Consider the following 13,137-nt stretch of genomic DNA (forward strand, 5'->3'; position numbering starts at 1 on the left):
CCCCCGGGAGCTGCGCCCCCGACACCGGCGAGGCGCCGCGCCTGGACGTCCACGACTCCGAGACCGGACGGCACCTGTGGAGCAGACCCGCCGGTGTCGACGGCTACGTGCCGCATCGTCTGCTCGCCTCGGACCCGCTGGTCCTGGAGAGCTATCAGCGGGACGACCAGAACATCCGCGTCACCGCCTACCCGGAGAACGAAGGGCGCGGTGTCCGGCTGACGGACGCCGGCTGGTACGCGACCCCGCTGGGGCCGCCGGGCCGCCACACCCTCGGCGCGGCGAAGTGGTGGACACCGCTGTCGGCCTCCGGGGTCCTGGTCTCGGGCAGCCTGGAGCCGACCGCCCACGATCTGCGCACCGGTGAGGAGCTGTGGCGGCTGCCGCCGTTCAACGGGAGCCCGGTCGCGGCCCGGGGCGACTCCCTGGTGACCTCCGTCTTCCAGGGCGATCACGATGTCCTGGTGACGCACGATCTCCGCGACCCTTCGGCCGCCGAGGCCCTGGGCGTCCTCGACTGCTCGGGCTGCCGCACCTGGGCGGGCGTGGAGAACCCACCGGCCTTCAGCGTGCACGAGACCCTCGCCTCCAACGACGAGCAGTTCTTCGTCCTCGTCGACGGCGGAGCGGAGCACGGCCTCCCGGTCTGGCTGGTCTCCTTCCCCCTCCCCGGCTGAACCGGCCCGCACCCGTACCGTGCCGGCCCCGCCTCGCAGACGTCCAGGTCACACCCCGGCCCCGGCGAGGGCCGGTCCACCGCCCCGCCCGGACCGCCCGACAGGCCGTTCTGTCGCTTCAGGTCAGCACCGCTCCACCACTCACATGAACAGTGCTGATGTGATCACGGACCGTGCTAGTCTCTGCCCGCCTGAGGAGGGGAGCTTCAGGCACGCGGATCGTTCCGGAGGGGGAACCATGCGGCTGTCCCGTCGTCTGCGCACCGTCCTGTTCACCGTCAAGAAGCTGACGATCAGCTGACCCGATGGCGCACTGACGGTTCCTACGACACGACGCACGGGGGCACGGATGCCGATCACCTTTGACGCCTGCACATTCGGCTACCGGAGGGGACGGCCGGTCTTCGACGGACTCTCCGTCGAGCTTCCGCACGGATCCGTCGTGCTGCTCGGCCCCAACGGGGCCGGCAAGTCGACGCTGATGAGCCTCGCCGCCACCGCGTCACGCCCCTGGTCGGGTCGGCTCCGCCTCGGCACGCTGGACGCCGCCGACCGGGGGCAACGTCGTGCTTGGCGACGCCGGGTCAGCTGGCTGCCGCAGAGCACCGCCCCCTACCCGGGCCTGACCGTCCGCGAGCAGGTCGCTCACAGCGGCTGGCTGAAGGGCATGTCGCGCTCGGACGCCTGGGAGGCGTCCGAGCGGTCGCTCCGCCGCGTCGGCCTCGCCGACCTGGCCGAGCGCAGCGGCTCACATCTCTCCGGCGGACAGCTGCGCCGCGTCGGCATCGCCCAGGCACTCGTTCACGACGCCGATGTCATCCTCATGGACGAGCCCTCGGCCGGGCTCGACCCGGTCCAGTACGGAACCCTGCGCGAACTGCTGCGGACCATGGCCGATGACGTGACCTTCGTGGTGTCGACCCACGACAGCCGGGACCTTGCCGAGACCTACAGCCAGGTTCTGGTCCTCACCGAGGGAACGGTTCGCTTTCAGGGCACGGTCACGGAGTTCCTCGCGCTGGCTCCTGGCGAGGGCGAGGAGCTGCGCCGGGCCGAGACGGCCTATCGCGGGCTCGTCGGCGCGGAGGGCTGAGTAACCATGCATCGCCAGTGGAAGCGCCGGTGCACCGCCGTCCCGTCCGTGTGGGCGGCTGTCGCCCTGGTCCCCCTGTTGTTCTGGTATGTGCGCGACGCCTGGGCGGCGAACGCGTGGGAGGCCGGGGGCGCCGTCACCCTGACCCTCGCGTTCATCGCACCCGTCTGCGCCGGCCTGGCCGCCTGGGAGGCCCGGCGGCTCACGGTCGCGGAGGTGCACCGCACCGCCCCGGTTCGGTCCGCGCTCCGGATCGCCTGCGACCGGCTCACTCCCGTTCTGGCGCTCGGGGCCGGAGCGCTCGCGGTGACCACCGTGTTCGTCTTCGCCCGCACGGGCCATCTTCCCGGAGCCGGGATCGCGGCGGTCTGGTGCGCGGTGGTGGTCTCCCACGTCCTCGCCGCCTTCGTCTTCGCCCGCGCCGTGCCCAACACGCTCGGAGTTGCCGCGCCGGTGCTGCTGAGCTGGGTCGTCATCGCCTACCCGCCCTCCATGAGTCCGGACTGGCTGCGTCATCTGACCGGCGGCGGGCTGCACACCTGCTGCGCGGCGGACTCGGTGGTCGCGCCACAGGCCCTGATCGGCCCGCTGCTGCTGGGCGCCGGGACCGCCGTGGCGGCCGGGATCGCGGTGGCCGCCGGACGGCGCCTGCTGGCGGTCGCGTTGGCGCTGGCCGTCGCCGGTGCGTCGCTGGTGGGCGCCGTCCACCTGGTCCGGGACGTGCCCGCGACTCCATCGGCACCACGCGCCGTGGAGGAGCTGCACTGTGCGGGAACGGAACCGGAACTGTGCCTCTGGCCGGAGGAGGAGAGCCGCAGGGCGTGGCTGCGACAGTCCCTGTCCACCGCGTACGACGCGCTGGCCGAGGTCGGGATCAGTCCACCCGCGCGGATCGGCAGTATGCGGTGGGACGAGCGAACCACACCCCTGTACGCGGGTGAGGACGTCACCACCGGACTCGTGGCACAGGACGTGTCCGCGGGGGTGCTTCCGGAGCGGGAACCGGACTGCGCGGCCGAGAGTGAGGACTACTACGGCGGCGAGGTTTACGCGGCCCTGGTGCTCTGGCTGGTCTTCACGGCCTCGGGCAGTGACGCACCGCCCGAGGAGGCGATCTGGCCGTCCGAGGACGTGGAACTCGCGCAGCAGGTCGTGAGACGTCCACCCCACGAGCAGCGCGCCTGGTACCAACACAACCGGCGGGCTCTCACCACTTGCGGTGTCGAGCCCCTTCTCACCGCCGACGCGCCACCGCGCGCCTGAGGAGCACAGCCCGTGCGTTGGTGGATACGCGTCCGAGTCCTCGCCCCGTTCCTCACCGCGGTCAGCCTGGTCGCCATCTGGGCGGCGGTGGGGCCGGACGCTTCGGTCGTTCTGCCGAACCTGCTTGCCCAGGTCAGCGTGTCGGTCCCGGCCGCGTGGCTGCTTCCCCTGGTGCCCGCGATCCTGTGGTGCTGGTCGGAGGAGCGTGCGGCTCTGACCGGTGAGCACACGGCGGTGCGTGCGGTCGACCGGTACATCGCCTCCCTGTTGGCGGCGGTCATCGGCCTGGTGGCTCTGGGCGGCGTCCTCGGGCTGGTGCTGAACTCCTCCGGCGACGGCCTGGCGGCAGCGAGAAACCTGACCGGCTACCTCGGGCTGGCACTGCTGCTGAGCCGGGTGGTCGGTACCCGGCCCGCGGGCGCGATGGTGGGGTTCTTCCCCGTCTTCTGCGCTCTCTTCGGGAGTGGCAGCGACGGTCCCTTCTGGTGGGCCTGGCCGATCAACGCCCCCGGGCGGCCGGTCGCCGCCCTCATCGCCGTCGGCTTGTTCGCAGCGGGTCTGGCCGTGCTGGCTCGTTCGCCTGCTCCGCGCCCGGCGCGCTGACCCGCGCCCGAGGTCACCTCGGTCCCGGACTCAGCCCCGCACATGCACCCGCCGCCCCGCTTCTCCCCCGCACACGCCGACGGGCGGCCGTCTCCCCTCGCGGGGAGACGGCCGCCCGTGGCGGTGGTGGCCCGCCGCAGCGGGCCACCGGTGACCTCAGCCCTGGTAGGGGCCGTAGTCGTAGTCGTCCAGCGGAACGGCCTGGCCGGAGCCGGAGCCGAACGGCGAGTAGTCGATGTCGTCGTAGCCGACGGCCGAGTACATCGCGGACTTCGCCTCCTCGGTGGGCTCCACCCGGATGTTGCGGTAGCGGGAGAGACCCGTACCGGCCGGGATGAGCTTACCGATGATGACGTTCTCCTTGAGGCCGATCAGGGAGTCCGACTTGGCGTTGATCGCCGCGTCGGTCAGCACCCGGGTGGTCTCCTGGAAGGACGCCGCCGACAGCCAGGACTCGGTGGCCAGCGACGCCTTGGTGATACCCATCAGCTGCGGGCGGCCGGAAGCGGGCTGGCCGCTCTCGGACACCACGCGGCGGTTCTCGCTCTCGAACTTCGAGCGCTCGACCAGCTCGCCCGGCAGCAGCTCCGCGTCGCCGGACTCGATGATCGTCACCCGGCGCAGCATCTGCCGGACGATGATCTCGATGTGCTTGTCGTGGATGGCCACACCCTGCGAGTTGTAGACCTTCTGCACCTCGTTGACCAGGTAGATCTGGACCTGACGCTGGCCCAGGACCCGGAGCACGTCGTGCGGGTTGATCGCGCCGAGCGTCAGCGGCTGGCCGACGTCGACCCGGTCGCCCTCGCCGAGCAGCAGCCGGGCCCGCTTGGAGACGGGGTACGCCTGCTCCTCGGTGCCGTCGTCCGGGGTGACGACGACCTTCTTGGTCTTCTCCGTCTCCTCGATCCGGACCCGGCCGGCGACCTCGGAGATCGGCGCGACACCCTTGGGCTGCCGGGCCTCGAACAGCTCGACCACACGCGGCAGACCCTGCGTGATGTCGTCACCCGCCACACCACCGGTGTGGAAGGTACGCATCGTCAGCTGGGTACCGGGCTCACCGATCGACTGGGCGGCGATGATGCCGACCGCCTCGCCGATGTCCACCAGCTTGCCGGTGGCCAGCGAACGGCCGTAGCAGCGGGCGCAGGTACCGACGGCGGACTCGCAGGTGAGGACCGAACGCGTCTTGACCGTCTCCACGCCGTGCTTGACCAGCTCGTCGATGAGCACGTCACCGAGGTCGGTGTTGGCCGGGGCCACCACCTTGCCGTCGATGGTGATGTCCTCCGCCAGGCAGCGGGCGTAGACGCTCGACTCGACGTTCTCGGTCTTGCGCAGCACGCCGTCGCCGTGGCGGACGGCGATCGCCAGCTTGAGGCCGCGGTCGGTGCCGCAGTCGTCCTCGCGGATGATGACGTCCTGCGAGACGTCCACCAGACGACGGGTGAGGTACCCGGAGTCGGCGGTACGCAGGGCGGTGTCCGCCAGACCCTTACGGGCACCGTGCGTGGAGATGAAGTACTCCAGCACCGACAGGCCCTCGCGGAAGGACGCCTTGATCGGACGCGGGATGGTCTCGTTCTTGGCGTTGGACACCAGACCACGCATACCGGCGATCTGCCGCATCTGCATCATGTTTCCTCGGGCACCCGAGTCCACCATCATGAAGATCGCGTTGGTCTTGGGGAAGTTGGTGTTCATCACCTCGGCGACCTCGTTGGTCGCCTTGGTCCAGATGGCGATGAGCTCCTGCGTCCGCTCGTCCTTGGTGATCAGACCGCGCTCGTACTGCTTCTGGACCTTCTCGTCCTGCGCCTCGTAGGAGGCGATGATCTCCTTCTTGGCCTCGGGGACCACGATGTCGGAGACGGCGACGGTGACACCGGACCGGGTGGCCCAGTGGTAGCCGGCGGCCTTCAGGTTGTCCAGGGTGGCGGCGACCACGATCTTCGGGTAGCGCTCGGCGAGGTCGTTGACGATCTCGGAGATCTGCTTCTTGCCGACCGGGTACTCGATGAACGGGTAGTCCTCCGGCAGCAGCTCGTTGAAGAGCGCGCGGCCGAGGGTGGTGCGCAGGCGGAACGGGTCACCGACCTGCCACTCGGCGACACCGGAGTCGACGTCGGCCTCGGTGGGGGCCGGCGGGGTCCAGCCGCGGGCCGGCACGGAACCGACCGGGAACCGGATCTCGACCTCGGACTGGAGCGACAGCTCGCCCGCGTCGAAGGCCATGATCGCCTCGGCGGTGGAGCCGAAGGACCGGTTCTCGCCCTTGAGGACCCGCTCCTCGGCGTTGGTGGTGAGGAAGAACAGCCCCAGCACCATGTCCTGGGTCGGCATGGTGACCGGCCGGCCGTCGGCCGGCTTGAGGATGTTGTTCGAGGACAGCATCAGGATGCGGGCCTCGGCCTGCGCCTCCGCGGAGAGCGGCAGGTGCACGGCCATCTGGTCACCGTCGAAGTCCGCGTTGAACGCGGTGCAGACGAGCGGGTGGATCTGGATGGCCTTGCCCTCGACCAGCTGCGGCTCGAAGGCCTGGATGCCGAGACGGTGCAGGGTGGGCGCACGGTTGAGCAGCACCGGGTGCTCGGCGATGACCTCTTCGAGGACGTCGTACACCACGGTGCGCTGGCGCTCGACCATGCGCTTGGCCGACTTGATGTTCTGCGCGTGGTTGAGGTCCACCAGGCGCTTCATCACGAACGGCTTGAACAGCTCCAGCGCCATCGCCTTCGGCAGACCGCACTGGTGCAGCTTCAGCTGCGGGCCGACGACGATCACGGAACGGGCCGAGTAGTCGACACGCTTGCCGAGGAGGTTCTGACGGAAGCGGCCCTGCTTGCCCTTGAGCATGTCGGAGAGCGACTTCAGCGGGCGGTTGCCCGGGCCGGTGACCGGCCGGCCGCGGCGGCCGTTGTCGAACAGCGCGTCGACGGCCTCCTGCAGCATCCGCTTCTCGTTGTTGACGATGATCTCGGGGGCGCCGAGGTCCAGCAGCCGCTTGAGGCGGTTGTTCCGGTTGATCACCCGGCGGTACAGGTCGTTGAGGTCGGAGGTCGCGAAGCGGCCACCGTCCAGCTGCACCATCGGACGCAGGTCCGGCGGGATGACCGGGACGCAGTCCAGCACCATGCCCTTGGGGCTGTTGCGGGTCTGCAGGAAGGCGGAGACGACCTTGAGGCGCTTGAGCGCGCGGGTCTTCTTCTGCCCCTTGCCGGTGCGGATGATCTCGCGGAGCTTCTCGGCCTCCTCGTCGAGGTCGAAGGTCTCCAGCCGCTTCTGCAGCGCGGCGGCGCCCATCGAACCGTCGAAGTAGGTGCCGAACCGGTCGCGCAGCTCGCGGTAGAGCAGCTCGTCGCCCTCGAGGTCCTGGACCTTGAGGCTCTTGAAGCGGTTCCACACCTCGTCGAGGCGGTCGATCTCGCGCTGCGCACGGTCGCGCAGCTGCTTCATCTCACGCTCGGCACCCTCGCGGACCTTGCGGCGCGCGTCAGCCTTGGCGCCCTCGGCCTCAAGCTCGGCGAGGTCGTTCTCGAGCTTCTTGGCGCGGGCCTCCAGGTCGGCGTCGCGGCGCTGCTCGGTCTGCTGGCGCTCGACGGAGACGTGGGCCTCCAGGGAGGGGAGGTCGCGGGTGCGGCGCTCCTCGTCCACGAAGGTGATCATGTAGGCGGCGAAGTAGATGACCTTCTCGAGGTCCTTCGGCGCGAGGTCCAGCAGGTAGCCCAGCCGGGACGGGACGCCCTTGAAGTACCAGATGTGGGTCACGGGGGCGGCCAGCTCGATGTGGCCCATCCGCTCACGGCGCACCTTGGCGCGGGTCACCTCGACGCCGCAGCGCTCACAGATGATGCCCTTGAAGCGGACGCGCTTGTACTTGCCGCAGTAGCACTCCCAGTCCCGGGTCGGACCGAAGATCTTCTCGCAGAAGAGCCCGTCCTTTTCCGGCTTGAGCGTGCGGTAGTTGATGGTCTCCGGCTTCTTGACCTCGCCGTGCGACCACTGACGGATGTCGTCAGCAGTGGCGAGACCGATCCGCAGTTCGTCGAAGAAGTTGACGTCGAGCACTCTCGTCAATCCCTCTCAGGGGTTGTGCCCCTCACCTGCGCGAGGCGTGAGGCAGGGTGAAAAGTCTGATCGGGGTCCGGGGCGGCGACGGGGCCTTCGGTCGAAGGCCCCGTCGCGAACCCGTCAGACCTCTTCGACGCTGCTCGGCTCGCGCCGGGACAGGTCGATGCCGAGCTCCTCCGCCGCGCGGAAGACGTCCTCGTCGGTGTCACGCATCTCGATGGACATGCCGTCGCTCGACAGCACCTCCACGTTGAGGCAGAGCGACTGCATTTCCTTGATGAGCACCTTGAAGGACTCGGGAATGCCGGGCTCCGGGATGTTCTCGCCCTTGACGATCGCCTCGTAGACCTTCACCCGGCCGGTGACGTCGTCGGACTTGATGGTCAGCAGCTCCTGCAGGGCGTAGGCGGCGCCGTACGCCTCCAGTGCCCAGACCTCCATCTCGCCGAAGCGCTGGCCACCGAACTGGGCCTTACCGCCGAGCGGCTGCTGGGTGATCATGGAGTACGGCCCGGTCGAGCGGGCGTGCAGCTTGTCGTCGACCAGGTGGTGGAGCTTGAGGATGTACATGTAGCCGACCGAGACCGGCTCCGGGAACGGCTCGCCGGAGCGGCCGTCGAAGAGCTGTGCCTTGCCGGAGGGCTGCACCATGCGGTCGCCGTCCCGGTTGGGCAGGGTGGCCTCGAAGAGACCGGCGATCTCGTCCTCGCGGGCGCCGTCGAACACCGGGGTGGCGACGTTGGTGCCGGGGGCGACGTCGTCGGCGCTGATCGCCGCGAGCCGCTTCTTCCACTCCGCGTCGATGCCCTCGACCTTCCAGCCCTGGGAGGCGAGCCACCCGAGGTGGATCTCCAGGACCTGGCCCGGGTTCATCCGGGAGGGGACGCCCAGCGGGTTGAGGATGACGTCGACCGGGGTGCCGTCCTCCATGAACGGCATGTCCTCGACCGGCAGCACCTTGGAGATGACGCCCTTGTTGCCGTGACGGCCGGCGAGCTTGTCACCGTCGGTGATCTTGCGCTTCTTCGCCACGTAGACGCGGACCAGCTGGTTCACGCCCGGGGGCAGCTCGTCGCCCTCCTCGCGGTCGAAGACGCGGACGCCGATGACCTTGCCGGTCTCGCCGTGCGGCACCTTCAGCGAGGTGTCACGGACCTCGCGCGCCTTCTCACCGAAGATCGCGCGGAGCAGCCGCTCCTCCGGGGTCAGCTCGGTCTCACCCTTCGGGGTGACCTTGCCGACCAGGATGTCGCCGGCCTCGACCTCGGCACCGATCCGGATGATGCCGCGGTCGTCGAGGTCGGCGAGGACCTCCTCGGAGACGTTCGGGATGTCCCGGGTGATCTCCTCGGGGCCCAGCTTGGTGTCACGGGCGTCGACCTCGTGCTCGTCGATGTGGATCGACGAGAGGACGTCGTCCTGCACCAGACGCTGGGAGAGGATGATCGCGTCCTCGTAGTTGTAGCCCTCCCACGGCATGAACGCGACCAGCAGGTTCTTGCCGAGCGCCATCTCACCGGACTCGGTGGACGGGCCGTCCGCGATGACCTGGCCGGCGATGACCTCCTGGCCCTCGCTGACGAGCACCTTCTGGTTGAAGGAGGTGCCCTGGTTGGAGCGGGAGAACTTCGCCAGGCGGTAGGTGACGTGGGTGCCGTCGGCGTTCTCGGCCGAGACGTAGTCCGCGGAGACGTCGGTGATCACCGCGTCCTGCTCGGCGCGGATGACGTCACCGGCGTCGGTGGCGCTGCGGTACTCCATGCCGGTGCCGACCAGCGGCGACTCGGCCTTCAGCAGCGGCACCGCCTGCCGCATCATGTTGGAGCCCATGAGCGCGCGGTTGGCGTCGTCGTGCTCCAGGAACGGGATCATGGCGGTCGCGACCGACACCATCTGGCGCGGGGAGACGTCCATGTAGTCCACGTCGTTGCCGGTGACGTAGTCGATCTCGCCGCCACGGCGGCGGACCAGCACGCGGGCCTCGGCGAAGCGCATGTCGTCGTCCAGGCGCGCGTTGGCCTGGGCGATGACGAAGCGGTCCTCCTCGTCGGCGGTCAGGTAGTCCACGGAGTCGGTGACGACACCCTCGGTGACCTTGCGGTACGGGGTCTCGACGAAGCCGAAGGCGTTGACCCGGCCGAACGCGGCGAGCGAGCCGATCAGACCGATGTTCGGGCCTTCCGGCGTCTCGATCGGACACATGCGGCCGTAGTGCGAGGGGTGCACGTCTCGCACTTCGAGGCCGGCCCGCTCACGGCTGAGACCACCCGGGCCCAGCGCCGACAGGCGGCGCTTGTGGGTCAGACCCGACAGCGGGTTGGTCTGGTCCATGAACTGGGACAGCTGGCTGGTGCCGAAGAACTCCTTGATGGAGGCGACGACCGGCCGGATGTTGATCAGGGTCTGCGGCGTGATCGCCTCGACGTCCTGGGTGGTCATCCGCTCGCGGACCACACGCTCCATGCGCGCCAGACCGGTGCGGACCTGGTTCTGGATCAGCTCGCCGACGTTGCGCAGGCGGCGGTTGCCGAAGTGGTCGATGTCGTCGGTCTCGACGACCAGCGGCTCGCCGTCGATCGCCACGGCCTCGGTCTCGCCGGCGTGCAGCCGGACGAGGTACTTGATGGTGGCGACGACGTCCTCGGTGGTGAGCACGCCGGAGTTCAGCGGCTCACTGCCGCCGAGCTTCTTGTTGATCTTGTAGCGGCCGACCTTCGCGAGGTCGTAGCGCTTGGGGTTGAAGTAGAGGTTCTCCAGCAGGGTCTGGGCGGCCTCGCGGGTGGGGGGCTCGCCCGGACGGAGCTTGCGGTAGATGTCGAGTAGCGCGTCGTCCTGGCCCTGGGTGTGGTCCTTCTCCAGGGTGGCGCGCATCGACTCGTACTCGCCGAACTCCTCCAGGATCTGCTCGGAGGTCCAGCCCAGCGCCTTCAGCAGGACGGTGACCGACTGCTTGCGCTTGCGGTCGACGCGGACGCCGACCATGTCGCGCTTGTCGATCTCCATCTCCAGCCAGGCACCCCGGGACGGGATGATCTTGGCCGAGAAGAGGTCCTTGTCGGAGGTCTTGTCGATGGAGGTGTCGAAGTAGACACCCGGCGAACGGACGAGCTGGGAGACGACCACCCGCTCGGTGCCGTTGATGACGAAGGTGCCCTTGTTGGTCATCAGGGGGAAGTCGCCCATGAAGACGGTCTGGGACTTGATCTCGCCGGTCTCGTTGTTGGTGAACTCGGCGGTGACGAACAGCGGGGCCGCGAACGTGAAGTCGCGGTCCTTGCACTCGTCGATGGAGTTCTTCGGCGGCTCGAAGCGATGGTCGCGGAAGGTCAGCGACATCGACCCGGAGAAGTCCTCGATCGGGGAGATCTCCTCGAAGATCTCCTCCAGACCGGACTTGGTGGGGACGTCCTGCCCGCTGTCCAGCGCGGCCTCGACACGGGCCCTCCAGGCTGCGTTGCCGAGGAGCCAGTCAAAGCTCTCGGTTTGCAGGGCCAGGAGGTTCGGAACCTCAAGCGGTTCCTGGATCTTCGCAAAAGAGACGCGCAGCGGTGCGGTGCTGGCGCCGTTGTTCGAGTGTACGGTCGAGGCGTTGCGCGAGGCGGCCAAGAGGGGGTCCTTCCGAGGGCTCGGACTCTCTGCGCGCATGCCGGTCCCACCACTGGTGACGGGCAGGGGGAACAATATAGGCAGCGCAAAGGGACAGTGTAGCCACAAGACACACTGATGTCCAATACCCATGCATGGGGCTCGTCACCGCCCCAGACGACGCGGCCGCCCTCCGGCCTGATCCGCTCCCGGTGGCCTCGTCACCGTTCGCGGTTCGTCTGCCGCATTGTTTCCCGCATCGCCATCGATCCATGCCTGAAATCCGGAATCGATGTCCGCCGCCTCGGCGTCGCGTCCCGAGAATCGCGCGAAGGGTGCGGTTCGTCAAGGGGGACCGGACCCATCACGCCGTCTCCACGGGGCGGCGACGAAAGATCACCATACCCCTGACCACCGACAAGGCAAGGGCGGCGGCTGGCGCGTGGGAGGAACGCCGAGGGGCGATCACCCGGCTGGGTGATCGCCCCTCGCGCTGTCCGTTCACCGACGGGTGACACGGGCGCCGCACCCACCCTCCGCGCGCCGGCGGGCGTGCGGAGGGTTGACGGTGCGGTGGGCGGCGGCGGCCGCCCGGTGGCGTGGTCGCGGGTCAGCGCCCGGACCGTGCCTCGGTGACTGGTGTCACTTGACCTCGACGGAGGCGCCGGCGCCCTCGAGGGCCTCCTTGGCCTTGTCGGCGGCAGCCTTGTCGACCTTCTCGACGACGGCCTTGGGGGTGCCGTCCACGAGGTCCTTGGCCTCCTTCAGACCCAGGGAGGTCAGCTCACGCACGACCTTGATGACCTGGATCTTCTTGTCGCCGGCACCGGTGAGGATGACGTCGAACTCGTCCTGCTCGGCAGCGGCCTCGGCCGGGGCGGCGGCGGCGCCGCCGGCGGCGATGGCGACGGGGGCGGCAGCCTCGACGTCGAACTTCTCCTCGAACGCCTTCACGAAGTCGGAGAGCTGGATGAGGGTCATGTCGCTGAACTGGTCGAGCAGCTCGTCCTGGGTGAGCTTCGCCATGATGGCGGTCCTTCCACTAATTCGGCTGGTGCCGAGAAATCTGCCGGATGTGACTGTCGGCGGGCGTGATGTGCGCCCGCTGGGCCGTGCGTGAGAGGTGAAGCGTTCTCACTCGGCCTCGGCGGGCGCCGGGGTGTCGGCACCGCCCTGCTCGACCTTGCTGCGAAGGGCGTCCGCGGTGCGGACGAACTTCGAAAGCGGGGCCTGGAAGGTCGCCGCGGCCTTGGCCATGGACGCCTTCATGCCACCGGCCAGCTTGGCGAGCAGCACCTCACGGGACTCGAGGTCCGCGAGCTTGTTGATCTCGTCGGCGGAGAGAGCGTTGCCGTCGAGCACACCGCCCTTGATGACGAGGGCGTTGTTGTCCTTCGCGAAGTTGCGCAGACCCTTCGCGGCCACCACCGGGTCACCGGTGACGAAGGCGACAGCGGTCGAGCCCGTGAGGAACTCGTCCAGCTGCGTGATCCCGGCCTCGTTGGCCGCGATCTTGGTCAGCGTGTTCTTCGAGACGCGGTACTGAGCGTCCTCACCGAGAGCACGGCGCAGGTCCTTGATCTGCGCCACGGTGAGACCGGTGTACGCGGTCACAACAGCACCGTTGGAGTTCTCGAACTTCTTCTTGATCTCAGCGACGGCTGCGACCTTGTCGGGGCTCGCCATGAACCTCGGCCCTCCTTCCGGGTGATACGGACCGCACGGAAGGGGCAGGAGAACACGAAACGCCCCGGCGCAGGGCACGGGGCGTGGCACACGGACGGCACCTGGAGGGTGTGTCCGGAGGCTTCCTCATAACCTGCGCAGGCGATCCGCGTCCGC

At 69.0% G+C, this 13,137-nt stretch carries 8 protein-coding genes; 4 read left to right on the top strand and 4 right to left on the bottom strand.

The features are described 5' to 3' along the window. The 4 genes from E0D90_RS26445 to E0D90_RS02600 form a co-directional block, all read left to right on the top strand. Positions 1-677: hypothetical protein (locus E0D90_RS26445; RefSeq protein ID WP_157996801.1), on the top strand; the 677-nt coding region annotated here is incomplete at its 5' end. 349 nt (positions 678-1,026) lie between these two features. Next, positions 1,027-1,770 carry an ATP-binding cassette domain-containing protein gene (locus E0D90_RS02590; RefSeq protein WP_130796444.1) on the top strand — a complete coding sequence of 248 codons (744 nt, stop codon included), beginning with the start codon at positions 1,027-1,029 and terminating at the stop codon, positions 1,768-1,770. A gap of 6 nt (positions 1,771-1,776) precedes the next feature. Further along, entirely contained in the window at positions 1,777-3,033 is a 1,257-nt protein-coding gene (locus tag E0D90_RS02595; RefSeq protein WP_130796445.1) for a DUF7224 domain-containing protein, read from the top strand. Between the two features lie 12 nt (positions 3,034-3,045). Further along, positions 3,046-3,636, top strand: a complete 591-nt coding sequence (locus E0D90_RS02600) for a hypothetical protein (RefSeq protein WP_130796446.1) — start codon at positions 3,046-3,048, stop codon at positions 3,634-3,636. Positions 3,637-3,792: 156 nt separating this feature from the next. On the opposite strand, the gene E0D90_RS02605 is transcribed toward E0D90_RS02600, so the two are convergent. The 4 genes from E0D90_RS02605 to rplJ all read right to left on the bottom strand — a co-directional run bounded on the left by E0D90_RS02605 (position 3,793) and on the right by rplJ (position 12,981). Continuing rightward, positions 3,793-7,707 (bottom strand): DNA-directed RNA polymerase subunit beta', encoded by a 3,915-nt coding sequence (locus E0D90_RS02605; protein WP_130796447.1) that lies wholly within the window; start codon positions 7,705-7,707, stop codon positions 3,793-3,795. 123 nt (positions 7,708-7,830) lie between these two features. Beyond that, entirely contained in the window at positions 7,831-11,316 is a 3,486-nt protein-coding gene (gene rpoB / locus E0D90_RS02610) for a DNA-directed RNA polymerase subunit beta (RefSeq protein ID WP_130796448.1), read from the bottom strand. Between the two features lie 621 nt (positions 11,317-11,937). Then, entirely contained in the window at positions 11,938-12,321 is a 384-nt protein-coding gene (rplL, locus tag E0D90_RS02615) for a 50S ribosomal protein L7/L12 (protein WP_103501112.1), read from the bottom strand. A 108-nt stretch (positions 12,322-12,429) separates the two neighbouring features. Then, positions 12,430-12,981 carry a 50S ribosomal protein L10 gene (gene rplJ, locus E0D90_RS02620; protein WP_103501113.1) on the bottom strand — a complete coding sequence of 184 codons (552 nt, stop codon included), beginning with the start codon at positions 12,979-12,981 and terminating at the stop codon, positions 12,430-12,432. Positions 12,982-13,137: the final 156 nt, after the last annotated feature.

It is taken from the genome of Streptomyces otsuchiensis (assembly GCF_004305975.1).
GTDB classification, from domain to species: Bacteria; Actinomycetota; Actinomycetes; order Streptomycetales; family Streptomycetaceae; genus Streptomyces; species Streptomyces otsuchiensis.

Coding starts and splice junctions, on each gene's coding strand:
- E0D90_RS02590 (WP_130796444.1), top strand. CDS start 1,027: ATGCCGATCACCTTTGACGCCTGCACATTCGGCTACCGGAGGGGACGG.
- E0D90_RS02595 (WP_130796445.1), top strand. CDS start 1,777: ATGCATCGCCAGTGGAAGCGCCGGTGCACCGCCGTCCCGTCCGTGTGG.
- rplL (WP_103501112.1), bottom strand. CDS start 12,321: ATGGCGAAGCTCACCCAGGACGAGCTGCTCGACCAGTTCAGCGACATG.
- rplJ (WP_103501113.1), bottom strand. CDS start 12,981: ATGGCGAGCCCCGACAAGGTCGCAGCCGTCGCTGAGATCAAGAAGAAG.